The 13,772-nt window shown below is 64.8% G+C and carries 12 protein-coding genes; 7 read left to right on the forward strand and 5 right to left on the reverse strand.

What is annotated here, in order from left to right:
• Window positions 1–175 precede the first annotated feature (175 nt).
• Window positions 176–3,640: a carbamoyl-phosphate synthase large subunit gene (gene carB / locus AB5K84_RS08845; RefSeq protein ID WP_011090112.1), complete on the reverse strand. Its 3,465-nt coding sequence runs from the start codon at window positions 3,638–3,640 to the stop codon at window positions 176–178.
• Between the two features lie 142 nt (window positions 3,641–3,782).
• Window positions 3,783–4,952, reverse strand: a complete 1,170-nt coding sequence (locus tag AB5K84_RS08850) for an MFS transporter (RefSeq protein WP_011090111.1) — start codon at window positions 4,950–4,952, stop codon at window positions 3,783–3,785.
• Between the two features lie 110 nt (window positions 4,953–5,062).
• Between AB5K84_RS08850 and AB5K84_RS08855 the strand changes: the two genes are divergently transcribed.
• On the forward strand, window positions 5,063–5,434 hold the full coding sequence (locus AB5K84_RS08855) for an ArsR/SmtB family transcription factor (protein WP_038965431.1): 372 nt from the start codon (window positions 5,063–5,065) through the stop codon (window positions 5,432–5,434).
• A 239-nt stretch (window positions 5,435–5,673) separates the two neighbouring features.
• On the opposite strand, the gene AB5K84_RS08860 is transcribed toward AB5K84_RS08855, so the two are convergent.
• Window positions 5,674–6,375 carry a class I SAM-dependent methyltransferase gene (locus AB5K84_RS08860; protein WP_038965422.1) on the reverse strand — a complete coding sequence of 234 codons (702 nt, stop codon included), beginning with the start codon at window positions 6,373–6,375 and terminating at the stop codon, window positions 5,674–5,676.
• A 114-nt stretch (window positions 6,376–6,489) separates the two neighbouring features.
• Between AB5K84_RS08860 and AB5K84_RS08865 the strand changes: the two genes are divergently transcribed.
• Window positions 6,490–7,014, forward strand: a complete 525-nt coding sequence (locus AB5K84_RS08865; protein ID WP_027547661.1) for a Dps family protein — start codon at window positions 6,490–6,492, stop codon at window positions 7,012–7,014.
• A 115-nt stretch (window positions 7,015–7,129) separates the two neighbouring features.
• Here the strand turns inward: AB5K84_RS08865 and AB5K84_RS08870 are convergent, their stop codons facing one another.
• Window positions 7,130–7,642: a hypothetical protein gene (locus AB5K84_RS08870; protein WP_038965423.1), complete on the reverse strand. Its 513-nt coding sequence runs from the start codon at window positions 7,640–7,642 to the stop codon at window positions 7,130–7,132.
• A 145-nt stretch (window positions 7,643–7,787) separates the two neighbouring features.
• Here AB5K84_RS08870 and AB5K84_RS08875 point away from each other — a divergent pair, with 145 nt between their 5' ends.
• Entirely contained in the window at window positions 7,788–8,003 is a 216-nt protein-coding gene (locus tag AB5K84_RS08875) for a hypothetical protein (protein ID WP_011090107.1), read from the forward strand.
• Window positions 8,004–8,045: 42 nt separating this feature from the next.
• Here the strand turns inward: AB5K84_RS08875 and carA are convergent, their stop codons facing one another.
• Window positions 8,046–9,236, reverse strand: coding sequence for a glutamine-hydrolyzing carbamoyl-phosphate synthase small subunit (carA, locus tag AB5K84_RS08880; RefSeq protein ID WP_011090106.1), 1,191 nt, complete (start codon window positions 9,234–9,236; stop codon window positions 8,046–8,048).
• A 146-nt stretch (window positions 9,237–9,382) separates the two neighbouring features.
• Here carA and AB5K84_RS08885 point away from each other — a divergent pair, with 146 nt between their 5' ends.
• The 4 genes from AB5K84_RS08885 (at window position 9,383) to AB5K84_RS08900 (ending at window position 13,767) form a co-directional block, all read left to right on the forward strand.
• The gene (locus AB5K84_RS08885) at window positions 9,383–10,111 is read left to right on the forward strand and encodes an alpha/beta fold hydrolase (protein ID WP_011090105.1); all 729 of its coding nucleotides are present in this window, start codon (window positions 9,383–9,385) and stop codon (window positions 10,109–10,111) included.
• A gap of 33 nt (window positions 10,112–10,144) precedes the next feature.
• Complete coding sequence (locus AB5K84_RS08890; RefSeq protein ID WP_011090104.1) at window positions 10,145–10,600, forward strand: GatB/YqeY domain-containing protein; 456 nt, start codon at window positions 10,145–10,147, stop codon at window positions 10,598–10,600.
• Between the two features lie 154 nt (window positions 10,601–10,754).
• Window positions 10,755–11,894: an epoxide hydrolase family protein gene (locus AB5K84_RS08895; RefSeq protein ID WP_011090103.1), complete on the forward strand. Its 1,140-nt coding sequence runs from the start codon at window positions 10,755–10,757 to the stop codon at window positions 11,892–11,894.
• Window positions 11,895–12,156: 262 nt separating this feature from the next.
• The gene (locus AB5K84_RS08900) at window positions 12,157–13,767 is read left to right on the forward strand and encodes an acyl-CoA synthetase (protein ID WP_038965432.1); all 1,611 of its coding nucleotides are present in this window, start codon (window positions 12,157–12,159) and stop codon (window positions 13,765–13,767) included.
• Window positions 13,768–13,772 lie beyond the last annotated feature (5 nt).

A 13,772-nucleotide genomic window follows, 5' to 3' on the forward strand; every position in this document is an offset into this window, starting at 1 on the left:
TTGATTCGTCGGTATTTCCGGGGCTCGGTACGTGAGCCGCCGGACGTCGACAGATATGGGCTTGGCGCCGGAACAGAACAACCATATGGCCGGACAGTTCCTGCGGCCATTGTGGCTTGACTGCCAATCACTTAGCGGAAGGCTAACCTCTCAAGGCCAAGCCTTCCGTTCGCGATCAGGTTTCCGAAAAGTAGCTCTGCAGGGTACGAACCTCAAGGTCCCCGCCAAGATAGGCGCGGATGCCCTGCGCGGCCGCCACGGCCCCGGAAAGAGTGGTGTAATACGGCACTTTATGCAAGAGGGCCGCGCGCCGCAGTGAACGGCTGTCGGCGAGCGCCTGCGGGCCTTCGGTGGTGTTGAAGACGAGCTGGACGTCGCCATTGGTGATGGCGTCGACGATATGCGGCCGCCCTTCCAGCACCTTGTTCACCTTCTCGGTCGGGATGCCCTGGTCGGTCAGGAAGCGCTGCGTGCCCGACGTCGCCAGCACCTTGAAGCCGAGCGAATGCAATTCGCGAACGGCCTCGGCGATGCGCGTCTTGTCGCTTTCGCGCACCGAGACGAACACCGTGCCCTTGCGCGGCACCCGCGTGCCGCCGCCGAGCTGGCTCTTGGCGAAGGCCACCGCAAACGAGCGGTCGATGCCCATCACCTCTCCGGTCGAGCGCATCTCGGGGCCGAGCACCGTGTCGACGCCGGGGAAGCGCGCGAACGGGAATACCGATTCCTTGACGCCGACATGCTTGAGCTGCGCCTTCTTCAGCCCGAAATCGGCGAGCTTCTCGCCGGCCATGATGCGCGCGGCAATCTTGGCGACCGGCGTGCCGACCACCTTGGCGACGAAGGGCACCGTGCGCGAGGCGCGCGGATTGACTTCGAGCACGTAGATCTCGCCGTCCTTGATGGCGTATTGCACGTTCATCAGGCCGACGACGTCGAGGCCGAGCGCGAGCTCGCGCGTCTGCCGCTCCAGCTCCTCGATCATCTTCGCATCGAGCGAGTGCGGCGGCAGCGAGCAGGCGCTGTCGCCGGAATGGATGCCGGCTTCCTCGATGTGCTCCATGATGCCGACGATGAAGGTGTCCTTGCCGTCGCTGAGGCAGTCGACGTCGATTTCGGTCGCATCCGACAGGTAGCGGTCGAACAGCAGCGGGTTCTTGCCGAGCACGGTGTTGATCTGCCCGGTCTTGTCGTTCGGATAGCGCGCCTTGACGTCGGCCGGCACCAGCTCCGGCAGCGTGCCGAGCAGATAGTCGTTGAGCTGGTTCTCCTCGCGGATGATCTGCATGGCGCGGCCGCCGAGCACGTAGGACGGACGCACTACCAGGGGCAGGCCGAGATCGGCGGAGACGAGCCTCGCCTGCTCGACCGAATAGGCGATACCATTCTTCGGCTGCTTCAGCCGCAGCTTGTCGAGCACGCGCTTGAAGCGGTCGCGGTCCTCGGCGAGGTCGATGGCGTCCGGCGAGGTGCCAAGGATCGGCACTTCGGCGGCCTCGAGCGCGCGCGCCAGCTTGAGCGGCGTCTGGCCGCCGAACTGCACGATCACGCCATGCAGCGTGCCGTTGGTGCGCTCCTTCGCGATGATCTCCAGCACGTCCTCGGCGGTGAGCGGCTCGAAATAGAGCCGGTCCGCGGTGTCGTAGTCGGTCGACACCGTCTCCGGGTTGCAGTTGACCATGATGGATTCGTAGCCGGCGTCGTGCAGCGCGAAGCAGGCGTGACAGCAGCAATAGTCGAACTCGATGCCCTGGCCGATGCGGTTGGGCCCGCCGCCGAGAATGATGACCTTCTTCTTGTCCGACGGCGTGCTCTCGTCCGCCGGAGCGCCCGCAAACGGCGCCTCATAGGTCGAGTACATGTAGGCGGTTGGGGAGGCGAATTCGGCCGCGCAGGTGTCGATGCGCTTGTAGACCGGGCGAACGTCGAGCGCGTGGCGCTTCGCCGTCACCTCGGCTTCCGTCGTGTCGGCGAGCACCGCGAGCCGCGCGTCGGAGAAGCCCATGGCCTTGAGCGTGCGCATGCCGAAGGCATTGCCCGGCAGGCCGTTCTTCCTGACCTTCTCCTCCATGTCGACGATGCCGCGCATCTCGCCGAGGAACCACGGATCGATCTTGCAGGAGTTGAAGATGTCCTCGTTCGACCAGCCGAGCCGCATCGCCTGGGCGACCTGGAGCAGGCGGTTGGGTGTCGGCGTGCCGAGCGCGGCACGGATCGCATTCTTGTCGTCGTGCTGGCCCAGCCCCTCGATCTCGATCTCGTCGAGGCCGGTCAATCCGGTCTCGAGCCCGCGCAATGCCTTCTGAAGACTTTCCTGGAAGGTGCGGCCGATCGCCATGACTTCGCCGACCGACTTCATCGACGTCGTGAGCGTCGTGGAGGCGCCGGGGAATTTCTCGAAGGCGAAGCGCGGCACTTTCGTGACCACGTAGTCGATGGTCGGCTCGAACGAGGCCGGCGTGGCGCCGCCGGTGATGTCGTTGGCGATCTCGTCCAGGGTGTAGCCGACCGCGAGCTTGGCGGCGACCTTTGCGATCGGAAAGCCGGTGGCCTTCGAAGCCAGCGCGGAGGAACGCGACACGCGCGGATTCATCTCGATGACGACCATGCGGCCGTCGTCGGGATTGACGCCGAACTGCACATTGGAGCCGCCGGTCTCCACCCCGATCTCGCGCAGCACCGCCAGCGAGGCGTCGCGCATGATCTGGTATTCCTTGTCGGTCAGCGTCAGTGCCGGCGCCACCGTGATGGAGTCGCCGGTGTGCACGCCCATCGGATCGAGGTTCTCGATCGAGCAGACGATGATGCAATTGTCCTTCTTGTCGCGCACCACCTCCATCTCGTACTCCTTCCAGCCGAGCACGGATTCTTCGATCAGCACTTCGTTGGTGGGAGACGCGTCGAGGCCGCGCTCGATGATGTCGAGGAACTCTTCCTTGTTGTAGGCAATGCCGCCGCCGGTGCCGCCCATGGTGAAGGAGGGGCGGATGATCGCGGGCAGGCCGATCTCGGACAGCGCCATCATGGCCTGGCCGAATGCGTATTCCTGGTAGCGCTTGCGGCGGTCGCTTTCGCCCAGCGTCCATTGCCGCTCGAGCTCTTCGAGCGCGGCGCCCGAGAGCTTTTCGCGTTCGGCGAGATATTTGTCGCGGAACGACTTCTTCAATGCCGACGCATTGGCAAGCCGGGACTTCGGCGTCTCGAGCCCGATCTTGGTCATGGCCTCGCGGAAGAGCTGGCGATCCTCCGCCTTGTCGATCGCGTCGGCGGTGGCGCCGATCATCTCGACGTGGAACTTTTCCAGCGTGCCCTGCCGGCGCAGCGACAGCGCGCAGTTCAGCGCGGTCTGGCCGCCCATGGTCGGCAAGAGCGCGAAGCCGCCGGGAATGACGTGACGTTCCTTCTCGATGATCTTGGCGACGATCTCGGGCGTGATTGGCTCGATATAGGTCGCATCCGCCAATTCCGGGTCGGTCATGATCGTGGCCGGGTTGGAATTGACGAGGACGATGCGATAGCCCTCTTCCTTCAGCGTCTTCACCGCCTGCGTGCCCGAATAGTCGAACTCGCAGGCCTGTCCGATCACGATGGGACCGGCGCCGATGATCAGAATGGTGGTGATGTCTGTACGTTTGGGCATCAACTCTCGCCGAAGTCGGATTTGGGCACAAAAAAAGGGCGCGCGGCTGCGCGTCCCTTTGGCCGAGAGCGCGGTGGTCTCCCTCGCGCGCGGGTGGGTCTTAGACCAGTTTTCGGGGCGGCGAAACCCCGAAAAACACCCATCAACCGGCAATTTTGACCGGTTTTGGCCGTGCCTGCCAGCCACGGGCGAGGTGCACCAGAAGCGAGGCCGCAACGCTCGTTCCGCCGATCCAGCCGAGGTCATTTGGCGACAGCGTGGCCAGCACCGCGCCTCCCAAGGCGCCGCCGATGGCGAAGCCCAGATACATCGACGAGGCGTTGAGCGAGAGCGCGATCATCGAGGCCTGCGGCTCGATCCGGATGATACTGGCGATCTGCGCCGGATAGAACGCCCAGCCCGAGATGCCCCAGAGGAAGATCGTGCCCAGCACGGCATAATGCGCCTGTCCGGGCATCAATTTGAGGACCAGCGAATGCAGGATCAGCGCGGTCGCCATGCCGGCGAGCCCGAGCGCTGCGGTGGCGAGCGTGCCGAGCCGGTCGGCCAGGACGCCGCCGAGCATGTTCCCGATCGCGGCGGCGCCGCCGAACACCAGCAGCGCAAGGCTGATCTGCGAGGCATCGAAGCCGAGGCCGCGCAGCGGCACCGCGAAATAGGTGAACACGGTGAAGCCGCCGAGCCCCCATAGAATCGTGATCAGAAGCGCGACCAGGACATTGCCGTGACGCGCCACCGCCAGCCGCTCGCCGAGCGAGGCGGTGTTGCGCGGCAGGCCGCGGGGCAGGCCCAGCAGGAGGCCGGCGAGCGCGACGGCACCGATCAGGGCGACCATGGCAAAGGTCGCGCGCCATCCGAGCAGGCTCCCGACGAGATTGCCGAGCGGGACGCCGATCACGGTCGCAACCGTCAGTCCCGAGGTGACCAGCGCCACCGCGCGGCCGCGCCTTTCAGGCGAGGCGACCGCCACGGACACCGCGAGCGCCGTCGGCATGCACAGCCCGGAGCCCAGGGCCATCAGCATCCGGGAAGCCAGAAGCAGGGGGTAGCTGGAAGCCACCATCGCGGCGAGATTTCCGGCAATGAAGGTCGTCAGCGCCAGAGCCAGCACAGTGCGGCGGTCGATATTGTTCAGCGCCACCGCCAGGATCGGCGAGCCTACGGCATAGGTGAGGGCATAGGCGGTGACCAATTGGCCGGCGGCCGAGACCGAAATCGACAGGTCGGTGGCGATCGCCGGCAAAAGCCCTGCGATAACAAAGCCTTCGGTGCCGATCGCGAAGGCGCCCAGGGCCAGCCAGAATACGCTCATTGGAGAGATCCCTATGTTCAATGTTTATTGAACTATCGAACGCGACGGTTTCAGTGTCAATTGGTTCAAGAACTATTGAACATTACGGCCGCATCGCTATGATTCGGACCATGAGCCGCACGCCCCTCCATCCCACCCGCGAGCAGATCGAGCTGCCGATGGTCCTGGATTGCCTGAGCGATCCGATCCGGTTGGCGATCGTCTACCAGCTCGCCCAGCAGGAACGTGTCAGCAGTGAGCTCTGCTGCGGCGACTTCAATGGTCTCGCCGGCAAATCCAACCTCGCCTATCACTTCGCCAAGTTGCGCGAATGCGGCCTGATGCAGACGCGCGTGGCGGGCACCAACCGCTTCATGCGGCTGCGCCGTGAGGATCTGGAGGTGCGCTTCCCCGGCCTGCTCGATGCCGTGCTCAGCTCCGCAGCCAAGGATGCGGACCGGCTTCAGCTTCTGTCGGAGTGTGAAGTCGCCAAGGCAGATTGAGCCGCGGATACAGTCCGTCTACGCTTTCGCTTCGCTCAAGTTGCGCCGGACACGCTTCCGCTGCCGGTCTAGCATGGCTGCGCCACGCGTAGCCCGTCAGGGCGAAGCGTGGAGACCCGGCCTGGATTTGAACCAGGATAAAGAGCGATGCACCGCTCTCGCGTAGACACTTCCGCCACCGGGCCGGATGGATCATGTCCGAGCGAGGTGCGACAAGCCACCTCAGCCAATTGTTATGCTTAACGAACCATTGGCGGCCGCGCGATGAAGGTCATGCGCCAGCGATTGTGGCCGATATTGGTGTGGGCGCGCTGGACCGCGAACCCGGCCGCCTTCAACCTGGCCGTGATCTCGTCCTCGCTGTAGCGCTGCAGCCCGATGCGCGAGCGCAGCTGACGGTAATCGGACAGCGCGGTGCTGATCAGCCCGATCAGCGCGTCCTTCAGGAAGCCGTGACGCAAGCCGAAGCCGAGCAGCGCCATCACGTCCCTGAACATGCCGACATTGGGCTGGAGGATGTCGCCGAGCACCAGCTTGCCGGACGGGGTCAACAATCGCCGGATGTTGAGCAGCGCGGCATCGAGCTCCTCCGGCGTCATGTACTGCGTGACCGAGTTCATCACCACGAGGTCGATGGACTGGTCCTGCATCTTGCGGGCGTCGTCGAGCGAGCGGACGCGGATCTTGGTGTTCGGGGCAAACCGCGCGATCAGCCGCCCGCGCACGCCCGGCGCCGGCTCGGCAAGGATCAGCTTGCCGCAGGCGGCTGCGACCTGGCTCGCCGACAGCGCCTCGCCGCAGGCGTAGTCCAGCACCGTCGCCTCGGGCGAGGAGATGTAGCCGATGATGTCCCGCGCGATGATCTGGAAGTGCAAATCGCGATGCAGCTTGCTGACATAGATCGTATGCGTGGAGTCGTAATAATCGATCCAATCGTCCATGGTGTCCGAACGTCCCGGCCAAACAGCTCCTGCACAGGAACCGGCGCTGCCCACCTTGCGTTAGGGGGGCGACGGCGCGCCGTCAATGTCCGCGTCCTAACAGGAAGGTTTCCCGTGAGCAAAGCCCCCAACAAGGTCTCGCCCGACCTCGACACCCCCACCGATCTGTCGCCCCAGGCGGTCAACAAGGTTTCGGAGGCGCTCAACGTGCTTCTGGCCGACGCGTTCGCACTGTATCTCAAGACCAAGAATTTCCACTGGCACATCAGCGGCCGGCATTTCCGCGACTACCATCTGCTGCTCGACGAGCACTCGGACCAGATCTTCGCCACCACCGACCAGCTCGCCGAGCGCGTCCGCAAGATCGGCGGTGCGACGCTGAAGTCGATCGGCCAGGTCGCAAAGCTCCAGACCATCAAGGACAACAACGAGGATTACGTCCCGCCGCGCGAGATGCTGCGCGAGCTGATGCAGGACAACAAGCATGTCGCGGGCGCGATGCGGAAGGCCCACGAAGTCTGCGATGACGCCGGCGATGTCGCCAGCGCCAGCATCCTCGAGGTCTTCATCGACGAGACCGAGCGGCGCACCTGGTTCCTGTTCGAAGCCACCCGCCAGGAAGGCGCGAACGAGGCTTAGTCATGGTGCCGTAGGGTGGGCAAAGGCGCGCGCCGTGCCCATCATCTGTCCGCACAGTTCAAATGGATTGGTGGGCACGCTTCGCATTGCCCACCCTACGGCACCGCGCTTGTAGCTATCGCCACAACCGCGTCAGCGCCCCATCCTTGCCTGTCACCGGATCGGCCGGCGGCAACGCGACCTTTGGAATCGTCTTCAGCGCCTTGGCATGGTTCTCCGGCGTCGCGCGCGTGATCTCCATCTTGCTGCCCGGCGGATAGGCGCCGATCACGCAGAAATCACCGCTTGCCTTGATGCACTGATGTCCGGTGCCGGCTGGCAGGATCGCGACATCGCCGGCCTTGATCTGAAGCTCCTGGCCATGGTCGCCGCCGAAGCGAACGCGTGCGCTCCCACGCGCAACGCCGAGCACCTCATGCACCGTCGCGTGGTAGTGCAGATAGTCGTAGACGCCGTTGCGCCACGTGCCGCCCCAGCCGTTCTCCTCAAACAGGTTTTCGATCGTCTGCTCCGGGTCGAGCTTCACCGCCCCCTGGTAGACCAGGAAGGGGAGGATGTTGTTCGGCACGAGCCCGTCATCCTCAAACACGATGGCGAGCGGCTCGGCATTGTCGCGGACGACGGACATGGGAGGCTCCAGTGGCAACAGACCAGGAATCAAGACGGCGCAGGCGTCCTTGTTCCTGACACAAGTCCACATGCCGGCTTGACGGAGATCAAGGCGCGGGCGGCCATTCAGGGGCACGCAAATCAACGCGAAGGAGGGGGACGCCATGTACGCATCCGACGTTGCGCAGCGCCATTTTTCGGCGGCCGTCGACGAGGCGGAGACGGCCGGTCTCGGGCACGAAGCCGTCTGCCGCGCCTTGCTCAGCCTGGTGATCTCAAAATATCTCGAGACGAGGTCCGTCGCCGACATTCAGGCGGAGCTGCGCTTCATCGCCGAGAACTGCGATCCCGACACGGACTTCATGTTCATGCGCCCCTGACGGCGGGCCCCGGCGGATTCATCCGCCGGGTGATCTTGCCGCTTACGCGCTCTTCTTCTGCCGCATCAGCTCGGCGAAGCGCTGGAACAGGTAGTGCGAGTCGCGCGGGCCCGGCGAAGCCTCGGGGTGGTACTGCACCGAGAACACCGGCTTGCCGTCGAGCTGGATGCCGCAATTGGAGCCGTCGAACAGCGAGATGTGGGTCTGCGTCGCACCCTTCGGCAGCGTCTTCTCGTCCACCGCGAAGCCGTGGTTCATCGAGGTGATCTCGACCTTGCCGGTGGTCTCGTCCTTCACGGGATGATTGGCGCCGTGGTGGCCCTGATGCATCTTCTTGGTCTTGGCGCCGACGGCGAGGCCGAGCATCTGGTGGCCAAGACAAATCCCGAAGGTCGGCGTGCCCGACTTGATGACGTCCCGGATGACAGGCACGGCATATTTGCCGGTCGCGGCCGGATCGCCCGGGCCGTTCGACAGGAACACGCCGTCCGGCTTCATCGCCAGGATATCTTCGGCTGACGTCGTTGCCGGCACCACCGTCACCTTGCAGCCGACGCCGGCGAGCAGGCGCAAAATGTTGCGCTTGATGCCGTAGTCGATGGCGACGACGTTGAACTCGGTCTTGTCCTGCTGGCCAAAGCCCTTGTCCCAGAGCCACGGCGTCTCGTCCCAGGTGAAGCGCTGGCCGGAGGTGACCATCGGCACGAGGTCCATGCCCTCGAGTCCCGGCCATTCGCGGGCTTCTTCCTTCAGACCATGCAGGTCGAACTCGCCGTTCCTGGCATGCGCGATCACGGCATTGGGCATGCCCTTGCTGCGGATCAGCGCGGTCAGCGCGCGGGTGTCGATGCCGGAGAGGCCGATGATGCCGCGCGCCTTCAGCCAGGCGTCGAGATGCTTGGTGGCGCGGTAGTTCGAGGGATCGGTGATGGCGGTGCGCAGGATCACGCCGCGCGCGCCCGGCGTCGCGGCCATGTTCACCGTCTCGATGTCTTCCTCGTTGGTACCGACATTGCCGATATGCGGGAAGGTGAAGGTGATGAGCTGGCCGGCATAGGAGGGATCGGTGAGGATCTCCTCATAACCGGTCATCGCGGTGTTGAAGCAGACTTCACCGACGGCGTGGCCTTCGGCGCCGAGACCGAAGCCTTCGAGCACCGTGCCATCGGCGAGCACGAGGAGCGCGGTCGGTTTATGGTCCGGCCAGGCGGGATCGTTGTCATGTTGTGTCATGAGCGCGTTTCATAGTCTGCCCGCGCGCCTCCGTCAAAGCGGGAGAGGCCCGATTCACATGCGTTTTTGCATATTTGACAGCCCGTCCCGGGTACTTAAGCTTGACCGCACAATTTCCGGCAAATCCAGGGGCTTTCGAGGCAATAATGGACCAGACCACCCCGCTTCTGCTGGTTCCGGGGCTGGCCTCCTCGGCCCGGATCTATGCCCCGGTGATCCCGGCGCTGTGGCGGTTCGGCCCGGTGATGGTCGCCAACCATATCCGCGATGACAGCATGGCGGCGATCGCCCGCCGCGTGCTGGGCGAGGCCCCGCCGCGCTTTGCGCTCGCCGGCCATTCCATGGGTGGCTACATCGCGCTGGAGATCATGCGCCAGGCGCCCGAGCGGGTTTTGAGGCTCGCGCTGATCAACACCCAGGCCCGGCCCGATACGGCGGAGGCGACCCAGCGCCGCCGCGGCCTGATGGAGCGCGCGAAGCGCGGGGAGTTGCGTGCCGCGCGCGAGGAGATGTTTCCGGAACTGGTGCATCCCTCGCGCCGCGACGATGCCGACCTTCGCCGGCTCGTGCATGAGCAGGGCGACGACGTCGGCGTCGACGGCTATCTGCGGCAGCAGACCGCGATCATTGCGCGGGTCGACTCGCGGCCGACGCTGGCCACGATCAAATGCCCAACGCTGGTGCTGACCGGCGATCAGGACAACACGATTCCCAATGCGTTCTCGAAGGAGATGGCGGACGGCATTGCCGGCGCGAAGCTCGTCGTTCTGGCGAATTGCGGGCATCTGCCGCAGCCGGAACAGCCCGCGGCGACGGTGCAGGCGCTGACCGAATGGCTGCAAAGCCAGGTTGTCTCGGGAGCGCGAACGGCCTAGATCAGGCGTCGGATATTCAAAGGGATCACGACCATGCTGCGCGACGACATCAACAATGCGGTCAAGGAGGCCATGAAGGCCAAGGACGAGCGCAAGCTGTCCACGCTGCGCATGGTCAATTCGACCTTCAAGAACGCCGACATCGAGGCCCGCGGCAGCGGCAAGCCGCCGCTGTCGGACGCCGACCTGCTCGCCGTGCTGCAGAAGATGATCAAGCAGCGCCAGGAATCGGTCGAGCTCTACGACAAGGGCGGCCGCGCCGAGCTTGCCCAGCAGGAGCGCGAGGAGATCGCGGTGATCTCGGCCTACCTGCCGAAGCAGATGTCCGATGACGAGGTCAAGAAGGCGATCTCGGACGCGATCGCTGAAACCGGTGCAGCCGGCATGAAGGACATGGGCAAGGTGATCGCGGTGTTGCGGGCGAAGTACGCCGGCCAGATGGATTTCGGCAAGGCGAGTGGTTTGGTGAAGGCGGCGCTGTCGGGCTGAGTTGTCATTCCGGGGCGACGCGTCAGCGTCGAGCTATGATGCGCAATTGCGCATCAGAGAATCCATCGGGCCGCCAGTTCTGTTGCGCAATGGATTCCGGGCTCGCGCCAAGGGGCGCGCCCCGGAATGACAAAAGAACAAGGGGAGGCAACCGATGACCGGCGCCATCAAGCCGTTCCGCATCGCCATCAGCGACGACATCCTCGCCGATCTCAAATCGCGCCTCGCCCGCACGCGCTGGCCGGAGGCTGAACTCGTCGACGACTGGAGCCAGGGCGCGCCGCTGAAATGGATCCGGGAGATCTGCACCTATTGGGCTGATGGCTACGACTGGCGCGCCCGCGAAGCCAGGCTCAACCGCATCGATCAATACACGACCGAGATCGACGGGCTCGATATCCACTTCCTGCATGCGCGTTCGAGGGAGCCCTCCGCGCTGCCGCTGATCATCACCCATGGCTGGCCCGGCTCGATCGTGGAATTCCAGAAGGTGATCGCGCCGCTGGTCGATCCCGCCGCGCATGGCGGCAATCCTGCGGATGCGTTCCACGTCGTCTGTCCCTCGCTGCCGGGATTCGGCTTCTCCGCCAAGCCGAAGACCACCGGCTGGGGCGTCGACCGCATCGCCGCGACATGGGCGAAGCTGATGGAACGGCTTGGTTACGCACGCTATGGCGCGCAAGGCGGCGACTGGGGCTCGGCGGTGACGACCTCGCTCGGCGCGCAGGACGCCGAGCATTGCGCCGGTATCCACATCACGCTCGCCTTCAACGCGGCGCCGAAGGTCGAGGGCGAGCCGACGGCGGAGGAGAAGCGCGCGCTCGCCGGCCTCAAGCATTATGTCGATCTCGACTCCGGTTATTCCAAGCAGCAGTCGACGCGGCCGCAGACGCTCGGCTACGGCTTGACGGATTCGCCGAGCGGGCAGGCGGCCTGGATTCTGGAAAAGTTCTGGGCCTGGACCGATTGCGGCGGTCATCCCGAGAACATCTTCTCCAGGGACGAACTGCTCGACAACGTCATGCTCTATTGGGCGACGGAGACGGCGACCTCGTCCGCACGGCTCTATTGGGAAAGCTTTGGCAAGCGCCGCACAACGCCCAGGGTCGGCGTGCCGACCGGTGTCGCCGTCTTCCCGAAGGAGATCATCACGCCGATACGGCGCTGGATGGAGCCCAACTTTTCCAACATCACGCATTGGAGCGAGATGGAGAAGGGTGGCCATTTCGCCGCCTTCGAGCAGCCGGAGCTGTTCGTGCGCGATGTCAGGAAGTTCTTCGCGACAGTGCGATAATTCTCTCGCGGTCATTCCGGCGCGCGCAAAGCGCGAACTATGGTGCGCAATTGCACGCCTGAGAATCTCGAGATTCCGGGGTCGGTCCTGCGGACCGCCCCGGAACGACGTCGAATGCAGATCATGCCCGGGCTTGTCCCGGGCATCCACGAGCTTAGACTAGGCTCAAGAAGCAAGGGCGTGGATGGCCGGGACTTTGATCGCGAAGACGCGCTTCGCGCTTTCGCCCGGCCATGACGCCAAGACCGTGGAAACGCGAGCCATGCTCACCGAAGCCAAGACCTACGACGAGCTCTATCGCAACTTCCGCTGGGATATCCCGGCGCGCTTCAACATGGCGGAGGCGTGCTGCGACCGCCATGCCGACGGTACCGGCCGTCTCGCGCTGATCTATGTCGACGAGAACGGCGCCACCACGCGCACCTCCTTCGACGAGGTCGCGGAGATGTCGCGCCGCTTCGCCAACGTGCTGAAGGCGGATGGCCTTGCGCGCGGCGACCGCGTCGCGGTGTTCCTGTCGCAGTCGCTGGAGCTGCCTATCGCGCATATGGCGGCGTTCCGCTCCGGGCTGATCTCGATCCCTCTGTTCGCGCTGTTCGGCGAGGACGCGCTGGAATTTCGCCTGTCGAATTCGCAAGCAAGAGCCATCATCACTGATGAGGCGGGCTGGGAGAAGCTCACGAGGGTCCGCGATCGGCTGCCCTATTTGCAGGACATCTATGTCACGAGCGGCGCCGTCCACGCCGGCGCAAAACCGTTCTGGCCGGCGATCGAAACCGCGTCCGAGGATTTTGCGACCGTCGACACCTCGGCCGACGATCCTGCGCTGATCATCTACACCTCGGGCACAACGGGCAATCCGAAGGGAGCGCTGCATGCGCATCGCGTCGTGCTCGGCCATCTGCCGAACGTCGAGATGTGCCACAACTTCCTGCCGCGCCCCGGCGATCTGATGTGGACGCCGGCGGACTGGGCCTGGATCGGCGGCCTCGTCAACGGCCTGCTCGCGTTCTGGTATCACGGCATTCCCCTGGTCGGTCACCGCGCCCGAAAATTCGAGCCGCAGGCGGCGATGCAGATGATGGCCGATCTTTCCGTCCGCAACGTCTTCCTGCCGCCGACGGCGCTGAAGCTGATGCGGCAGGCCGGCGTGAAGCATCCCGGCGTCAAGCTGCGCAGCATTTTCACCGGCGGCGAATCGCTCGGCGGCGAACTCTTGGGCTGGGTGCGCGAGACCTTCGGCATCGACGCGCACGAAGTATTCGGCCAGACCGAGTGCAATCTCGTGATCGGCAGCAACTCCAACCTGTTTCCGATCCGGCCCGGCGCGATGGGCAAGGCGACGCCGGGCTTCGACGTCCGCATCGTCAACGACAAGGGCGAGGAGCAGCCGCGCGGGCAGCGCGGCATCATCGGCGTGCGCCAGCCGTGCCCCGTCACCATGCTCGAATACTGGCGCAATCCGGAGGCGACGCGTAAGAAATATGCCGGCGACTTCCTGCTCACCGGCGATCTCGGCGTGCAGGACGAGGACGGCTATTTCTGGTATGTCAGCCGCGAGGACGACGTCATCACCACCGCCGGCTATCGCGTCGGCCCATCCGAGATCGAGCACACGCTGATGAAGCATCCGTCGGTGGCGATGGCCGCGGTGGTCGGTATTCCCGATCCGATCCGCACGGAGTCGATCAAGGCCTGGATCGTGCTGCGTCCGGGCTTTACCGGCAGCGACGCGCTCGCGCGCGAGATCCAGGAGTTCGTGAAGGTGCAGCTCGCCGCGCACGAATATCCGCGCTTCGTGGAGTTCGCCGAGACGCTGCCGATGACGGCGACCGGCAAGGTGCTGCGGCGCGAACTGCGGGCGAAGGGTTAGCTTCT

This window comes from Bradyrhizobium sp. 1200_D9_N1_1 (assembly GCF_052075915.1).
Classification (GTDB): domain Bacteria; phylum Pseudomonadota; class Alphaproteobacteria; order Rhizobiales; family Xanthobacteraceae; genus Bradyrhizobium; species Bradyrhizobium diazoefficiens.

What these genes read in the sequence shown, in the direction of transcription:
- AB5K84_RS08890 (WP_011090104.1), top strand. Translation starts at nt 10,145, where the DNA reads ATGCTGCGCGACGACATCAACAATGCGGTCAAGGAGGCCATGAAGGCC.
- AB5K84_RS08900 (WP_038965432.1), top strand. Translation starts at nt 12,157, where the DNA reads ATGCTCACCGAAGCCAAGACCTACGACGAGCTCTATCGCAACTTCCGC.
- AB5K84_RS08895 (WP_011090103.1), top strand. Translation starts at nt 10,755, where the DNA reads ATGACCGGCGCCATCAAGCCGTTCCGCATCGCCATCAGCGACGACATC.
- AB5K84_RS08850 (WP_011090111.1), bottom strand. Translation starts at nt 4,952, where the DNA reads ATGAGCGTATTCTGGCTGGCCCTGGGCGCCTTCGCGATCGGCACCGAA.
- AB5K84_RS08885 (WP_011090105.1), top strand. Translation starts at nt 9,383, where the DNA reads ATGGACCAGACCACCCCGCTTCTGCTGGTTCCGGGGCTGGCCTCCTCG.
- AB5K84_RS08875 (WP_011090107.1), top strand. Translation starts at nt 7,788, where the DNA reads ATGTACGCATCCGACGTTGCGCAGCGCCATTTTTCGGCGGCCGTCGAC.
- AB5K84_RS08855 (WP_038965431.1), top strand. Translation starts at nt 5,063, where the DNA reads ATGAGCCGCACGCCCCTCCATCCCACCCGCGAGCAGATCGAGCTGCCG.
- AB5K84_RS08870 (WP_038965423.1), bottom strand. Translation starts at nt 7,642, where the DNA reads ATGTCCGTCGTCCGCGACAATGCCGAGCCGCTCGCCATCGTGTTTGAG.
- AB5K84_RS08860 (WP_038965422.1), bottom strand. Translation starts at nt 6,375, where the DNA reads ATGGACGATTGGATCGATTATTACGACTCCACGCATACGATCTATGTC.
- carB (WP_011090112.1), bottom strand. Translation starts at nt 3,640, where the DNA reads ATGCCCAAACGTACAGACATCACCACCATTCTGATCATCGGCGCCGGT.
- carA (WP_011090106.1), bottom strand. Translation starts at nt 9,236, where the DNA reads ATGACACAACATGACAACGATCCCGCCTGGCCGGACCATAAACCGACC.